The organism is Pedobacter cryoconitis (assembly GCF_014200595.1).
Lineage (GTDB): Bacteria > Bacteroidota > Bacteroidia > Sphingobacteriales > Sphingobacteriaceae > Pedobacter > Pedobacter cryoconitis_C.
This window is the reverse complement of sequence record NZ_JACHCG010000001.1, coordinates 1,764,590-1,779,283: the sequence shown is the minus strand read 5'-3', so window position 1 is coordinate 1,779,283 and position 14,694 is coordinate 1,764,590. Positions and strand designations below refer to the sequence as shown.

Sequence of the window (14,694 nt, the reverse complement as noted above, 5' to 3'; positions counted from 1 at the left end):
ATATTTTTGAGGCATCATTTATGTGTAGCAACAGCTATATTAAATACCTTTCATGCCAGTTATTGTTTACCGCTAGTTTTAATGACTATTTATAAGCAATAACTGGCTATAAAATAACGCACACATGAATATTGAAACAAGAAAACTGACCCTGGAAGATTATGATGACCTGAAAGAGTCAATGTTACAGGCATACGATACCCTCGGCGGACAAATCTGGAGCAAACAAACCATCGCCAAATTACTTAAACTATTTCCTGAAGGTCAGCTCTGCATAGCTGTAGATGACAAAGTAGTAGCCTGTTCACTGGCATTAATCGTAGACTATGATCAGTATGGTGATAAACATACCTATCAAATGATTACGGGTGGCTATACTTTTTCTACGCATGATCCTAATGGAGATACCTTATACGGAATCGAGATCTTTGTTTCTCCCGAATACAGAGGGTTGAGATTAGGCCGCAGGTTATATGAAGCAAGAAAAGAGCTTTGTGAAAGCCTTAATTTAAAAAGTATCATTGCTGGCGGCCGTATACCAGGTTACCATGAACATGCAGATCAATTGAGCCCAAGACAGTATATTGATAAAGTTAAAGCTAAAGAGATCTATGATCCTACCCTTACTTTTCAGATATCCAATGACTTTCACGTCAGAAAAGTATTAAAGAATTATCTTCCGGGAGATCATGAATCCAAAGAATTCGCCACATTAATTGAATGGAACAATATTTATTATCAAGGTGTAGATGCTTCAGCACGTTCGGCTAAAACAATCAGAATTGGATTAGTGCAGTGGCAAATGAGGCTTTTCCCGGATATGGATGCCTTTTATGAACAGGTGGAGTTTTTTGTAGACGCTGTAAGTGGTTACAAATCTGATTTTATCATGTTCCCCGAACTTTTTAATACCCCATTATTACAACCTTATAATCATTTGCCAGAAATGGAAGCTATGCGCAAGCTGGCTGAGCTTACTCCGGAAATCGTAGAGAAAATCCAGAGTTACGCAGTTTCTTATAATGTGAATGTTATTTCGGGCAGTATGCCAATTTTAGAGAACAATAAGTTGTATAATGCGACTTATCTGTGCCATAGAAGTGGAAAAACTGAGGAATACAGAAAGATTCATATTACGCCAAACGAACTTAAATACTACGGTATGGTGGGTGGTGATAAGATCCAGGTATTTGATACAGATTGTGGTAAAATAGGTATCCTGATCTGTTATGACGTTGAATTCCCGGAATTAAGCAGAATTTATGCTGACCAGGGAATGCAGATCCTGTTTGTCCCTTTCCTGACTGATACGCAAAATGGCTATACCAGGGTTAGAAGATGCGCGCAAGCCAGAGCAATAGAAAATGAGTGTTATGTGGCTATAGCAGGTTGCGTAGGTAACCTGCCGAAGGTAAATAACATGGATATACAATTTGCGCAGTCTGCGGTATTTACCCCATCAGATTTCGCTTTTCCAACAAACGCGGTAAAGGCAGAAACTACGCCAAACACCGAAATGATGCTTGTTGTAGACGTAGACCTGCATTTACTAGATGAATTGCACCATTTTGGTACAGTTAAAATATTGAAAGACCGTCGTACTGATTTGTATGAAGTCAAATTACTTAAGTAACAAAAAATTATTTACGTAAAAACAACCAATAAATGAGCAGGATCAGTATAATAATGGGCACACCCCATTTGATTACTGGTCCTGCTCCTTTATCGTTATCTTCGTTTACAGCCTGCGGTGATGGTCCCGGGTCATCCTGATGTTTTGGATAATCAGTCTCTACTTCTCTGGGATTATTTTCTGGATTTTCTTTGAAATCAGATTCTGTATTTTCCATAATTGACAGTGTTAAGTTAAATTCAATTAGTTTAGTTTGATACATGGATAACAAAGAAAAGACTTAAAAGTTTCCTCTAAAGCAGGACACGCTATTTTCCAACTATCTTTTTTCAGCGCCAAATTTATCTTAAACAAACATAAGGTTGACTATCTGAGGACTGTGATCGTCCGGTTATCAGTGCTTCTGCAATATAATCCAATGCACTGGAAGGAATATAAGCAGGATAAACACTGGTTACATTGCCCTCTTCATCTTCAGCATCAGGTAAATAAACTGCTGATAGTGTATTACCATCTTTTTTAAAGGTTGGCACTACACTTGTTCTTCTGTAACTTGATATCAAAGTTACATCTCCACCTAAATAAGCATACCAGGAATTAGCCATAATCAATAATACTTTTATTTATCAAAAAGTATCAAAAACTTTAATTTAAACCTACTCTTTTAAGGATTTTCGGCTTTCTCCTTTTTGTATTTTTATTGCACCAACTTATGGCTTAAAAAGCTCATTTCATAGGGCCATCTGACACAAAAAGCAGTTCTTCCATGCATACTAACACTATACATCAATTTTTTTATAGGCAACAGAAGCGTACCTTTGCGGTGAAAAATGTACAACAATCCTGCAAAATATAGTCAACTCATTAAAGATGAAGCTCTCAGACTGGGCTTTATGCAATGCGGTATTGCTAAAGCAGGTTTCCTCGAAGAAGAAGCTCCAAGATTAGAAAAATGGCTCAAAGACAATCGTCACGGACAAATGAGCTATATGGAAAATCACTTTGACAAGAGGTTGAATCCTACGTTATTGGTAGACGATGCAAAATCTGTGATCTCTCTGACTCTAAATTATTTTCCCCAGGAGCAGCAAACAGATCCCGATGCACCGAAAATCTCTAAATATGCCTATGGAGCAGACTATCACACTGTAATTAAAGATAAGTTATTCTTATTGCTCAATTTTATTCAGGAAAACATAGGTGAAGTAAGCGGAAGAGCTTTCGTGGATTCTGCACCCGTACTGGACAGAGCCTGGGCGAAACGTGCGGGTATCGGCTGGATTGGTAAAAACAGCAATATCATCAGTAAAAAAAGCGGCTCATTCTTCTTTCTGGCAGAATTGATCATTGACCTCGACCTGGTTTATGATCAACCTTTTGCCACTGACCATTGTGGTACCTGTACCAAATGTATCGACGCCTGCCCAACAGATGCGATCTTATCTCCTTTTATCATCGATGCGACTAAATGTATCTCTTATCTTACGATCGAGCTCAGAGAGGAAATCCCTAAAAGCTTTGACAATAAAATGGAGAACTGGATGTTTGGCTGTGATATTTGTCAGGATGTTTGTCCCTGGAACAGATTTTCAGTTCCTCATACCGAACCACAATTCAAGCCTAATGAAAATTTACTGACGATGAAAAAAGAAGACTGGCTGGACATTACCGAAGATGTATTTAAACAGATCTTTAAGAATTCGGCAGTAAAGCGGACTAAGTTTAAAGGCTTAACCCGCAATATTGATTTCATCAGGCAGATTCCTGATGAAAGTTAAGGATTGAGCTCAAATGAGCTTATTTAACAAATATTATGTTATTATAGTCGTTTTTATCCGGTACATAAGTACTTCCAAGCACAGCTTTCTTTATTTTTTTACTGGTCTTGAATGGAAGAGAAATATTCAATTCAGGTTTCTCCCAGACACCGATATTCCAATGCGCTTTTTCAGTAGAACCATCATCATAAGTTAAAGTCAGGTCAACAGGAAGTGGTTTAAGACTTTTATTCTCTATTTTGAAAACATAACCGTCAGCAGTTTTATCTGCACCAGTAATCCCCAGATCGATATCCCCTTCGCCAAAAAACCATCTGTTCCAGAACCAATCCATATTTTTACCAGAACCTTCGTTCATGCTGTAAAAGAAATCAAATGGCATCGGGTGTTTACCGTTCCATTGTTCAATATAATTATGCAATGCTTTGGTAAACAATTCATCACCCAGATAATCCTTTACAAACAGATAACCTAAAGCAGGCTTAGGATAAGAATTGGTAAAAGAACCTGAACCCACCAGATCTGGCGTAAGGGTCATAATAGGCGTATCATTTTTTGTACCAGAGGTAAATGCTGTAGGTTGTATACCATATTCATCTACCATAGTGGAGTCTATCATCGGAGAAATTAACCATTCTCCTATTGTTGCCCATCCTTCGTCCATCCAGCCATATTTTGTTTCATTGGTTCCCATGTAAAAAGGGAACATCGTATGAAAAATCTCATGGATAGTCAGCGTAATTGAATTCTCGCGCTTTTCAACAGGGTTATCATTTACCATCATTGGATATTCCATCTGATCAAGCCCGTCAAAGATCGTTTCATGCGCATAAGGATATGGCCATTTCGGGAACTCATAACTCATTGCATGTACAGATTTACGCGCAAAATCTATTACTTCATAATAATCTTTGTGACCTGGATTAAACGCTGCATCTACACGTGTCCTTCTATTGGTTTTCGGATCAACCACTAAACTCGTTGACTTCCACAAATAATGGTTACTGGTTGCAAAAACAAAGTCAGTTACATTTTTCGCCTCAAATTTCCAGGTATTAAAATCCTGGTTTTTAGTTATAGTCTGCGTGGCCAGGTCATTCTCATTGATTACATTGACTACGCTGTCTGCCTGCTCAGCTAAGGCTAGCTTATCAGCAATTTTCTTCTGAAACACACTTTTAGCATTCATCAGATCTCCCGTTGCCCAGATCACATAGTTTTTAGGCACCGTTACCGCAGCTTTGAAAGTACAAAAGTCATTGTAGAACTCCGCATCTCCAAGATAAGGATACTTGTTCCACCCATCTATATCGTCATAAACTGTAATACGCGGGAAGAAATAGGCTACAAAATAAGAACCTTCATCTACCATACCAGTCCTGTTATGAGAACCTCTGTTCAACGTATATTGATAAGCGATTTTAACTTTTATACTTCTTCCCGGAGCCAGTGCAGCAATGGAAGTATGCATATTTGTTCCGTCAATTTGAAGTGCATCGGCAGCAACTGTTTTATCATTAATAGACATGGAACCAATTTTAACTCCTTCGCCCAGATCTCTGTCCGCAACCTTACTTGCACGCGGACTACCCTGCTTATATAAATTTGGATACAACTTAAACCAAACCTCTTTCAACGTATCAGGACTTTGATTCTTATAAATGACATCAACTGTACCCTTTAGTAATCCCGACACAGGATCAAAATCTACTTTCAGATCGTAATCTGCTGTATTCTGCCAGTATTTTAATCCTGGTTTCCCATTCACAGCTCTTGTTCCTTTGTTGTAAGCCTGTTGAATACCCGCAGGAACCGGCAAACCCTGTTGCGCAAAAACGCTCAGACCTATCATACTGAAGAGACTGAGCATTGTTATTTTTTTCATTAGTATATATTTTATTTTCCCTTTTATAAAAAACCTGCATATTCATCATATGCAGGTTTTGCTGGCTATTTACCGAATTTCATTTTTAACTGTTCCAGCATGTCCGGAGTAACATTAACTGCTGGTTTTTCTTTTTTAGGTTGTGGAGCGGGTTGTCTTGGTTGTCCTGCTGCCTGTTGAGGCCTTGGTTGTGCCGCCGCAGGTTTAGGTTTTACAGGATTACCTGCCGCTTCTGCTGGTTTTGGCGTTGCCGGCATTTTTGCCGCTCTGCTCAATTCCTTTTTCTTATTCCAGCGTGTCCAGATCTCTTCCAGTTTCTTTTTAGTGTATAAAGGAAAATCTCCCTGTTTCATCCACGCATAATAACTTGGCTCAGTATCAAATACCTGCTCTACAGTTTTATTTTTATGCTTTCCGAAATTAAACACCTCTTCCCCATTTTCATTGAACACCATTCTGCCTGCAAAGTCAACAGGCTTGTTCATGTTTGTAAAAGCATGAAGTGCCTCTACATCATTTTTAACCGGCTGAGAGATATTACCTTGTTTATCTTCAAAATCTACATTTTCATATCGGTCAAGCTGTGCAAGCAAAACATGGTAAGTTGCTTTTATATCTGCTTCTGCTGAGTGTGCATTGATAATATCCTGATCACAGTAGAATTTGTAAGCTGCACGCAAAGTACGCTGCTCCATCTGGTGAAACACATTCTGTACATCTACAAATCTTCTTCCGGTCATGTCAAAATCTACACCCGCACGTAAAAATTCTTCCAGTAAAACAGGAATATCAAAACGATTAGAATTGTAACCTGCAAGATCCGCATCACCTATAAACTCAGCAATTTCTGCTGCTACTTCATTAAACTTAGGCGCATCAGCAATATCCTTGTCGTAAATTCCATGAATCAGTGAAGATTGCAAAGGGATCGGCATATCCGGGTGGACGCGTAATGTTTTTACCAGCTCAGATCCATCTGGCATGGCTTTCAAAATTGCAATTTCAACGATACGATCAGAACCAACGTTAATTCCTGTGGTTTCCAAATCAAAAAAAGCAAGAGGACGGATTAGATTTAATTTCATCAGTATTTTTAATTTTTTAATGGTCAGATGGTGTAGTCAATGATACGATTTAAATCCCTGGCAGGGAAAACTAATTTTCAAATAAGAAAAATAATACCTAATCCTATACCAATTATCATAATAAGATACATTAATATTTCAGTAGTAGCGAATTTCTTATACTTATTCCAAAATGATATCTCGTACTTCTTGCCTTCCATCTATTATATATTTGTCTTTTTAATCTTTTACAGGCCCTGCTTTGACCAGCACACGCTGGTAAGCAGGCAGGCTTAAATCATCTACAATCACACCACGTGTAGTAGAAGCATGTACAAAGAACCCGTGATTAAGATAAACGCCCACATGGTCTATTCCATTGCCCCCGAAAGAGAAAAAGATCAGATCTCCCTCTTTGAGCTGCGAAACATTTTTTTCTTTAATCACGTCGGCCTGATCTTTAGACCGTCTGGGTAAATTTAATCCATAAATCTCCTTATTCAAAAGTAAGGCAAATCCTGAACAATCTATCCCTCTTTTATCTAATCCACCAAGCCTGTACCTCACGCCTGTCCAATCCGTAATGAAACGGTACAGTTGCTTACTTTTTACATTCGCCATGGCTTCAGCAGCTTTGGCACCTCTGCTTTCTTTATAAACTGTTGATCTTCTGCTTCCACAGGAAGAAAGAAAAGCCATTGCGGCCAACAGTATGATCAAATGAGAGGCGCGGATACTGCGTAAAGTCATAAGCCTTATTTTTATTGTTTAATTAATCGCTGAATCTCATCCAGTTTCAGTAAAGCCTCTACAGGCGTCAGTACATTCACATCAAGATTGTTCAGCATATCTCTTATTTGTACCAGAACCGGATCATCAACAGCAAACATATGCAACTGGTAAGCCTGGTTCTGAACCTTTTTAAAACTATCTTTAATACTCTGCCCTTCAGTTCTGTCTATTTCCAGCTTTTTAAGGATCTCATTGGCCCTGTTAATCAGCTTAGGAGGCATACCCGCTATTTTAGCCACATGGATACCAAAACTATGCTCACTACCACCAGGAATCAGTTTACGCAAAAAGATAATCTTGTTGCCAACTTCTTTAATAGATACATTGAAATTCCTGATCCGGTTCATCGTTCCGGCCAGCTCATTCAACTCATGATAATGCGTAGCAAATAATGTTTTAGGCCTTGCCGAAGGATGCGTGTGTAAAAACTCTGCAATCGCCCAGGCAATTGAAATACCATCATAAGTACTCGTACCCCTGCCAATTTCATCCAGTAAGATTAAACTTCTGTCAGAAATATTATTCAGGATACTGGCAGTCTCATTCATTTCTACCATGAATGTACTCTCTCCTGAAGAAAGGTTATCAGAAGCACCTACCCTGGTAAAGATTTTATCAACCAGACCAATATGAGCAGCTTTAGCAGGAACAAAACAGCCCATCTGGGCCATTAATACAATGATACCAGTCTGTCTTAAAATCGCAGACTTACCCGACATGTTGGGCCCTGTAATGATAATAATCTGCTGCGTATCGTTATCCAGATAAACATCATTCGTAATATACTCTTCCCCTACCGGTAAGCGTTTTTCAATCACCGGGTGTCTTCCACCTTTGATATCAAGTACTTTAGAAACATTCATTTCCGGTTTAACGTAATGATTTTTGATCGCTAACTGTGCAAAACATAGCAAAACGTCGAGTTGTGCAACCAGGAATGCATTCAACTGAACCGGCCTGATATAAGCAGCTACCTGTTGCATTAATGCTTCATAAAGCCTCACTTCGATCTGCTGTATCTTATCTTCCGCACCTAAAATCTGCTCTTCGTATTCTTTAAGCTCCGGAGTGATATATCTTTCTGCATTCACAAGGGTCTGTTTACGGCTCCATTCCGCAGGTACCTTATCTTTATGGGTATGCGTGACTTCCAGATAATAGCCGAAAACGTTATTAAATGAGATCTTCAGCGAAGGAATGCCTGTTTTTGCAGCCTCACGTTTCTGAATTTCTACCAGGAAATCTTTTCCGCCCGATGAAATCTGACGCAGCCTGTCCAGCTCTTCATCAATTCCGTCAGCAATTACATTTCCTTTGATTAATAAAGCAGGAGGGTCTTCCTGAAGTTCTCTTTGCAGTTTTTCACGGATACTCACACAAGGGTCCAGTTGCTCTGCAAGCTGAATCAGGTATGGATTATCTGAAGTTAAAGCCGTATCCTTTATTTCTTCAATATGGTACAATGCCTTTTTAAGCTGACTCAACTCCCTTGGTCCGCATTTCTGCAAACCAACCTTAGAGATCAATCTTTCCAGGTCACCAATTAATTTAATATGTGTTAAGAATTCTTCAATCAATCCTTCATGAGCCACCATAAATTCAACGGTCCCCAGACGCTCCTGAATTGGTTTTAATTCCTTCAAAGGCATCACAATCCATTTGTGAAGCATCCTGGCCCCCATAGGTGTAGAAGTCTGATCCAGCACATTGAAAAGCGTCATTGCATTTTCATTGGCAGAACTGACCAGTTCAAGATTGCGGACCGTAAAACGGTCCAGCCACATATAATTATCCTCTTCCAGACGGGAAATAGCGGTAATATGCTTTAAATTCCGGTGTTCGGTTTCATTCAGGTAATGCAATACAATCCCCGCAGCAATAATACCAGTCTGAATTTTATCTACACCAAAACCCTTTAAAGAACTAACCTCAAAATGTTTGTTTAAAGTTTCATTGGCATAATCAGTGGTAAAAGCCCAGTCATCCATCGGGAAAGTATAAAATTTATCACCGAACAATTCGAAGAATTCCTGACGTTTACTTTTTTGAAAGATAACCTCAGTAGGCTTAAAACCTTGTAAAAGTTTATCTATATACTCCGCATTACCTTGTGCAACATGGAACTCACCTGTGGAAATATCCAGAAATGAGACGCCAATCATTGCCTTATCAAAGTATACCGCGCCTAAATAGTTATTGGATTTCTGGCTAAGAATATTATCATTATAAGCCACTCCGGGCGTCACCAGTTCAGTAACTCCGCGTTTTACAATAGTTTTAGTTGTTTTGGGATCTTCCAGCTGATCACAAATTGCTACCCGCTGACCTGCACGGACCAATTTAGAGAGGTAAGTATCCAGCGAATGATGAGGAAAACCTGCGAGCTCAATATAAGCAGCAGTCCCGTTTGCCCTCCTTGTTAAAACAATCCCCAGTATCTGAGAGGTTTTAATGGCATCCTCGCCAAATGTCTCATAAAAATCCCCAACCCTAAACAATAATAATGCACCAGGATACTTTGCCTTGATCGCACTGTGCTGTTGCATTAATGGTGTTTCTTTCGTCTTATCTTTAGCCAAAATATATGTTACGTTACAAAAATGTAAATATACTATCTAAGGATTAGCTTTAGGTTTTTTTTTGAAAAATAAGGAAGAAGAATCACCACTAATCTAACCTACAACTGTTCTATATAAGATAAAAACAGCGATAAAGCTTCTCTTTTCTTATCCGTCAGTTCAAAATCCAGCTTATGCATCAGGTAATCATCCAGATCAAAAACAGGATTTACAGGAAGTGTTTTCAACAATTCTTTTCTGGCATCCAGTCCTTGCTTCAAAGCCGTATTAAACTCATTTATAAAGGCTTCAGGAATAACTTTATTGGCAACCCAGGCTGCGTATACAAAAGGAAGCCCGGTGAAGTTCATCCACTCCTCTCCCATATCATAAACAAAAGCGTAATCATCTTTTTTACCGAAAGTACGGTCGCCTATTAAAACCAGCGCATCAGTTTGTGCATTAACGTCTGTTGTATAACTTACTTCCTGCTTAAAATGGAATTTCAGCAATACTTTTGCTAAGTTATTTGAAGTCCTGGAATGGCTATCCAAACGCAAAGTCCGGATTTCACTCACCGGAACATTACTGAATATAAATACAGAATTTACAGCACCTACAGACCCGATACAATAATCAGAGATAATATTTGCATTCGGTACCTGCGGAATTGCTGCAACCGGGATTAAACCCACATCAACAGTACCATCAATTAACTTGGCGGCACAATCTGAAGGGATATCTAAACTTAAATCTATTTGGTTTAATACATCGGAATGATTGATTCCGTAGATAAATGGCTTGGTATTGGTATAGGCAACGGCAGAAATTCTGATCTTATTCAATTTTATACGTTTAAATGGTCGGTATTGTTTTGGGTAAGAACCGTAAAGGTATCCCCCGTTAAATCAAGTCTGTAAAGACCTGTGTTCTGATGCGGAAAGTCATACATTTCGGAAAGTGGCTTGTTTGTTAACAAACACATGAGCAGGCGCAAAGAACGCCCGTGCATACAAATCAGGATTAACTTTTCATCAGTTCTGGATTTGATAACTTCCACAATCTCCTTTAATCTTATCGCTACATCTGCCGGGCTTTCGCCTCCGGTAAAATGCGCATCATAATCTCCTGCCTGCCACTTTTCAGTGATATCTTTGAAAGCTCCGATCACCAGTTCACTGGTATGTTGTCCTTCAAACTCTCCCCAGGCCAGCTCATCCAGTTCCGTATGTTTCTCCCAGGGAAGCCCCGCATCAATAAACTGCTGAACAGTTTGTTGTGTACGTTTAAGTACAGAAGTGTAAACTTTATCAAAAGGTACGTCTTTGTACAACTCATAAAATGCAGCAGCCTGAGCTCTTCCGGTAGCGTTTAAATCGCTGTCTATTCCTCTGCCCTGTATAATTCCTTGTTTATTCAGCTCCGTCTCTCCATGACGGATGATATATATTTCCTTATCCATTAATTAATAACAGGGAGCTTATAGTACTGAGGCTTAACATCTTCCTCAAAAACAAAATCTGTATAATCTGTAACTACATTATAAAAGGTATCCCTTTCTATCGGCTGACGGTTCACCTGTTTAATCAGGTTAGCCAGTTCACGTGTACTCATTCCTGGCGTCTGCTCTTCAGCACCTGCCATCGAATAAATCTTTGTCGTGTCATCCAGTGTACCATCGATATCATCTACACCAAAGTTTAAAGATAACTGGGCAGTCTGACGGCTGATCATTGCCCAATAAGCTTTGATATGATCAAAGTTATCAAGGTAGATACGCGCAATCGCATAATTCCTTAAATCTTCTACCACAGAAACCTCAGGAACATGTTCCATCTGGTTATTCTGATTTCTGAACTTAAGCGGAATAAATGCCTGGAAACCGCCTGTTTTATCCTGCAACTGGCGCAAACGCTCCATATGGTCAACCCGGTGCTTAAATTCTTCAATATGACCATATAACATAGTCGCATTCGTTTTTAAACCCAGTTTATGTGCCTGCTCATGAATATCAAGCCATTGTTCAGCAGTACATTTATCATTTGCAATCTTTTCTCTGACTTCCGGATGAAAGATTTCCGCTCCGCCACCCGGCATTGAATCCAGGCCGGCCTCTTTGAAATATTTCAAGCCATCATAATGGCTGAGTTTAGCTTTTTTGAAAATATAATAACACTCAACCGGCGTTAATGCTTTAATATGCAGTGACGGACGATGTGCTTTCACACTTCTAAAGAAATCAGCATAGAATTCCAGATTTTGCTTTGGCACTACCCCACCTGTAACGTGTACTTCAGTTACCGGCTCATTATCATATTTCTTCAGGATATCCATCATCCCGTCTACACTCATTTCCCAACCATCTTCTTTATTCTTGATTAAACGCGAATAAGAGCAGAAATTGCAGGTATATATACAAACATTAGTAGGTTCGATATGAAAATTCCGGTTGAAGTAAGTCTTGTCACCATGCTTTTGTTCCCTTATGTAATTAGCTAAAACGCCTAAAAACCCTAATTCAGCATGTTCATATAAATAAACACCTTCATCGAAAGTGATCCTTTCTTTTTGCTGAACTTTTAATGCTATCCCTCTCAGTTCCTGAGATAAATCAGCATTGTCCAGTATAAAAGTAAGCTTTGCAGTCGTATCCATCTTTGATTGATTTATACGTCAAAAGTAAGATAAAATCGACATAACAAGGCGTAACAATACTTTTAAGCTGTCAGCTTTATGTAAAAGCTAGAAACAGCAGCATAAAAAAAGCTGCCTCTTTTTTAAAAAAGGCAGCTCAAAGGTGTAATGTTTGATAAAAGATCTATTTCATCGCTTTGGTAAAGTTCAAGATAATATAAGCTGGATTTTTTCCATAATCTACAGGCGATTTTAAGACCAGACGATCTCCCGTTGCCTCAGAAAGGATTAATCTATAGCCTTCAGTTACATTTTTAGCTTTATCACCTTCATATAATTTCTTAAACTGGAAAGTTTGGTCTGCGGTACTTACTGACCAGAAAATAGTTTGTGTTTTTGTTGGACAATCAGCAGTTCCAGGAAGTAAATAAGAACCGTTTCCGCTGTTAGTTAATTTCCAGGTACTACCAATAAAACATTTGTAGGAAGCTTCATTAAAAAGAGATTTTACATTCATTGCAGGTACACCGTCGAAAGTAACATCATTCAGTACCCATGTTCCAGATACATTTCCTCTTTTTAAACTAGCACCAGCAGTTGCACCTTTTGGTGAACAGCCCTGTAAAACCATCAATGAACTACATAAAATGGCTGCTATAACTAATATTCTTTTCATATCTTGTATTTTCGAAAACAGCTTACATAAATCCTGCCAAAAAAACCCGAAAACCTAAATTCTATGCAGACTGAAACAATTGCTATACACGCCGGAAATTTAACTCGCAGTACCACAGGGGACGTAACCCCTCCTATTAGCCTTTCCACCACATTTTTCAGAGATGAACAAGGTGGCTACCCTGGTGGACATATGTACAGCCGTGTCAGTAATCCGAATCGTTCCGCATTGGAAAAAGTAATGGCTGATCTGGAAAAAGGTGCAGATGCGTGTGCTTTCTCTTCCGGAAATACAGCCGGAATGACCCTTTTTCAGGCCTTACCCCCCGGCAGCCATATTATCGCACCCGATGATATGTACTGGGGATTTAAAAAACAATTACAATCTATCTTTGCCGGTATACTGACCATAGATTTTATTGACCTCACTACCACAGCTACACTGGAAAGTTATATCAAAAGTAATACCGTCATGATCTGGGTAGAAACCCCTTCAAATCCTTTGTTAAAAATCACAGATCTGAAACTGATTTCAACCATAGCTAAAAAACATAAGCTTATTTTTGCCTGCGACAGTACATTTGCTTCTCCATGTTTTCAAAACCCTATTCTATCGGGTGCAGATATCGTGATGCACTCCTCTACTAAATACATCGGTGGTCACAGTGATGTATTGGGTGGTATGCTGATCACAGCCACTAAAAATGAATTCTGGGATAAAATCAGGAATATTCAGCAGATCGGAGGCGCAGTACCCTCTCCTTTTGATTGTTTTTTACTCTTAAGAAGTATCAAAACATTACCTTATAGAATGCGCGGACATGCAGAGAATGGTATGGCGCTCGCAAAACACCTCGCTGCACACCCAAAAATTGAAGCCGTTTATTATCCAGGGCTGCCTTCACATCCGCAGCATGAAGTCGCAAAAAAGCAAATGAGTGCTTTTGGCGGGATGTTATCTATATTAGTTAAAGGTGATGCTGCAAATGCAAAAAAAGTAGTCAATAAGGTGAAATTATTTGCACAGGCCACAAGCCTTGGAGGCGTGGAGAGCCTGATTGAACACAGAGCATCTGTAGAAGGCCCCGACACTAAAACACCACAGAATTTAATTCGGATATCCGTTGGACTGGAGCATATCGACGACCTGATTGCTGATCTGGAGCAGGCTTTAGTTTAACTAAAGCCATGCATCAAACATAAAAACCTAATTTAAATAACTAAAAAACAGGATATTAATTATTTTTCAGAATATTATTTTGGAAGTTTACACAAATACGCTACATTTGTAACTATATAGCGAAAGCTATTCAAGTCAACCCGCAATCTGGGTTTGATTTATAAAGAAGTGGCGAGAGACAGGCTCCGTGACCCACTGGCAACCCTCCCAAATGGAGAAGGTGCCAATTCCTGACCAGTTTGCATAGTGCTTTCTGGAAAGATAAATTAAGACAAAATGAAAACTAACCACCAACCATCGCAATCAGGCGACTCCGTTTCTTACACGATCCAGTATCTGCAAACCATTGCATGTATGTGTTGTTGCATCGGCTAAAAACAATCTTCCACGTAAAATTAGTATTAGTTCAACCGGAAGGCCTCTTTTCAGAGGTATGCAATCCCTTATACGGATTTTGCAATCAACTCAAATCCCGTATCTATCTGTAAAAATCCA

The 14,694-nt window shown here is 39.1% G+C and carries 13 protein-coding genes and 1 riboswitch; of the genes, 3 read left to right on the top strand and 10 right to left on the bottom strand.

Annotated elements, in window-relative coordinates:
• Window positions 1–124 precede the first annotated feature (124 nt).
• A complete protein-coding gene (locus HDE70_RS07300) occupies window positions 125–1,633 on the top strand; it encodes a carbon-nitrogen hydrolase family protein (protein WP_183869876.1) in 1,509 nt (502 codons plus the stop codon).
• Between the two features lie 7 nt (window positions 1,634–1,640).
• On the opposite strand, the gene HDE70_RS07295 is transcribed toward HDE70_RS07300, so the two are convergent.
• Window positions 1,641–1,850: a hypothetical protein gene (locus HDE70_RS07295; protein WP_183869875.1), complete on the bottom strand. Its 210-nt coding sequence runs from the start codon at window positions 1,848–1,850 to the stop codon at window positions 1,641–1,643.
• A 124-nt stretch (window positions 1,851–1,974) separates the two neighbouring features.
• The gene (locus tag HDE70_RS07290; protein WP_183889063.1) at window positions 1,975–2,238 is read right to left on the bottom strand and encodes a hypothetical protein; all 264 of its coding nucleotides are present in this window, start codon (window positions 2,236–2,238) and stop codon (window positions 1,975–1,977) included.
• Between the two features lie 225 nt (window positions 2,239–2,463).
• Between HDE70_RS07290 and queG the strand changes: the two genes are divergently transcribed.
• On the top strand, window positions 2,464–3,411 hold the full coding sequence (gene queG / locus HDE70_RS07285; protein ID WP_183869873.1) for a tRNA epoxyqueuosine(34) reductase QueG: 948 nt from the start codon (window positions 2,464–2,466) through the stop codon (window positions 3,409–3,411).
• 19 nt (window positions 3,412–3,430) lie between these two features.
• On the opposite strand, the gene HDE70_RS07280 is transcribed toward queG, so the two are convergent.
• The 8 genes from HDE70_RS07280 to HDE70_RS07245 all read right to left on the bottom strand — a co-directional run bounded on the left by HDE70_RS07280 (window position 3,431) and on the right by HDE70_RS07245 (window position 13,020).
• The gene (locus tag HDE70_RS07280) at window positions 3,431–5,296 is read right to left on the bottom strand and encodes a M1 family metallopeptidase (protein WP_260160095.1); all 1,866 of its coding nucleotides are present in this window, start codon (window positions 5,294–5,296) and stop codon (window positions 3,431–3,433) included.
• A gap of 65 nt (window positions 5,297–5,361) precedes the next feature.
• Complete coding sequence (locus HDE70_RS07275) at window positions 5,362–6,381, bottom strand: 3'-5' exonuclease (protein ID WP_183869872.1); 1,020 nt, start codon at window positions 6,379–6,381, stop codon at window positions 5,362–5,364.
• Window positions 6,382–6,600: 219 nt separating this feature from the next.
• Window positions 6,601–7,110, bottom strand: coding sequence for a C40 family peptidase (locus HDE70_RS07270; RefSeq protein ID WP_183869871.1), 510 nt, complete (start codon window positions 7,108–7,110; stop codon window positions 6,601–6,603).
• Between the two features lie 11 nt (window positions 7,111–7,121).
• Window positions 7,122–9,731, bottom strand: coding sequence for a DNA mismatch repair protein MutS (mutS, locus tag HDE70_RS07265; protein WP_221270759.1), 2,610 nt, complete (start codon window positions 9,729–9,731; stop codon window positions 7,122–7,124).
• 98 nt (window positions 9,732–9,829) lie between these two features.
• A complete protein-coding gene (locus HDE70_RS07260; RefSeq protein ID WP_183869868.1) occupies window positions 9,830–10,555 on the bottom strand; it encodes a menaquinone biosynthetic enzyme MqnA/MqnD family protein in 726 nt (241 codons plus the stop codon).
• A gap of 2 nt (window positions 10,556–10,557) precedes the next feature.
• Window positions 10,558–11,172 carry a histidine phosphatase family protein gene (locus tag HDE70_RS07255; RefSeq protein WP_183889061.1) on the bottom strand — a complete coding sequence of 205 codons (615 nt, stop codon included), beginning with the start codon at window positions 11,170–11,172 and terminating at the stop codon, window positions 10,558–10,560.
• On the bottom strand, window positions 11,172–12,365 hold the full coding sequence (mqnE, locus tag HDE70_RS07250) for an aminofutalosine synthase MqnE (protein WP_183869866.1): 1,194 nt from the start codon (window positions 12,363–12,365) through the stop codon (window positions 11,172–11,174). The genes HDE70_RS07255 and mqnE overlap by 1 nt, the downstream gene beginning before the upstream one ends.
• Window positions 12,366–12,528: 163 nt before the next feature.
• On the bottom strand, window positions 12,529–13,020 hold the full coding sequence (locus HDE70_RS07245) for a lipocalin family protein (RefSeq protein ID WP_183869865.1): 492 nt from the start codon (window positions 13,018–13,020) through the stop codon (window positions 12,529–12,531).
• Between the two features lie 63 nt (window positions 13,021–13,083).
• Here HDE70_RS07245 and HDE70_RS07240 point away from each other — a divergent pair, with 63 nt between their 5' ends.
• On the top strand, window positions 13,084–14,199 hold the full coding sequence (locus HDE70_RS07240; protein ID WP_183869864.1) for a trans-sulfuration enzyme family protein: 1,116 nt from the start codon (window positions 13,084–13,086) through the stop codon (window positions 14,197–14,199).
• A 155-nt stretch (window positions 14,200–14,354) separates the two neighbouring features.
• Window positions 14,355–14,467: riboswitch (SAM riboswitch) on the top strand.
• The last annotated feature ends 227 nt before the right edge of the window (window positions 14,468–14,694 follow it).

Excerpts from the sequence above, each read along its gene's own strand:
- queG (WP_183869873.1), top strand. The coding sequence starts at position 2,464 with ATGTACAACAATCCTGCAAAATATAGTCAACTCATTAAAGATGAAGCT.
- HDE70_RS07245 (WP_183869865.1), bottom strand. The coding sequence starts at position 13,020 with ATGAAAAGAATATTAGTTATAGCAGCCATTTTATGTAGTTCATTGATG.
- HDE70_RS07290 (WP_183889063.1), bottom strand. The coding sequence starts at position 2,238 with ATGGCTAATTCCTGGTATGCTTATTTAGGTGGAGATGTAACTTTGATA.
- HDE70_RS07270 (WP_183869871.1), bottom strand. The coding sequence starts at position 7,110 with ATGACTTTACGCAGTATCCGCGCCTCTCATTTGATCATACTGTTGGCC.
- HDE70_RS07275 (WP_183869872.1), bottom strand. The coding sequence starts at position 6,381 with ATGAAATTAAATCTAATCCGTCCTCTTGCTTTTTTTGATTTGGAAACC.
- HDE70_RS07240 (WP_183869864.1), top strand. The coding sequence starts at position 13,084 with ATGCAGACTGAAACAATTGCTATACACGCCGGAAATTTAACTCGCAGT.
- HDE70_RS07280 (WP_260160095.1), bottom strand. The coding sequence starts at position 5,296 with ATGAAAAAAATAACAATGCTCAGTCTCTTCAGTATGATAGGTCTGAGC.
- mqnE (WP_183869866.1), bottom strand. The coding sequence starts at position 12,365 with ATGGATACGACTGCAAAGCTTACTTTTATACTGGACAATGCTGATTTA.
- HDE70_RS07295 (WP_183869875.1), bottom strand. The coding sequence starts at position 1,850 with ATGGAAAATACAGAATCTGATTTCAAAGAAAATCCAGAAAATAATCCC.
- HDE70_RS07255 (WP_183889061.1), bottom strand. The coding sequence starts at position 11,172 with ATGGATAAGGAAATATATATCATCCGTCATGGAGAGACGGAGCTGAAT.
- HDE70_RS07300 (WP_183869876.1), top strand. The coding sequence starts at position 125 with ATGAATATTGAAACAAGAAAACTGACCCTGGAAGATTATGATGACCTG.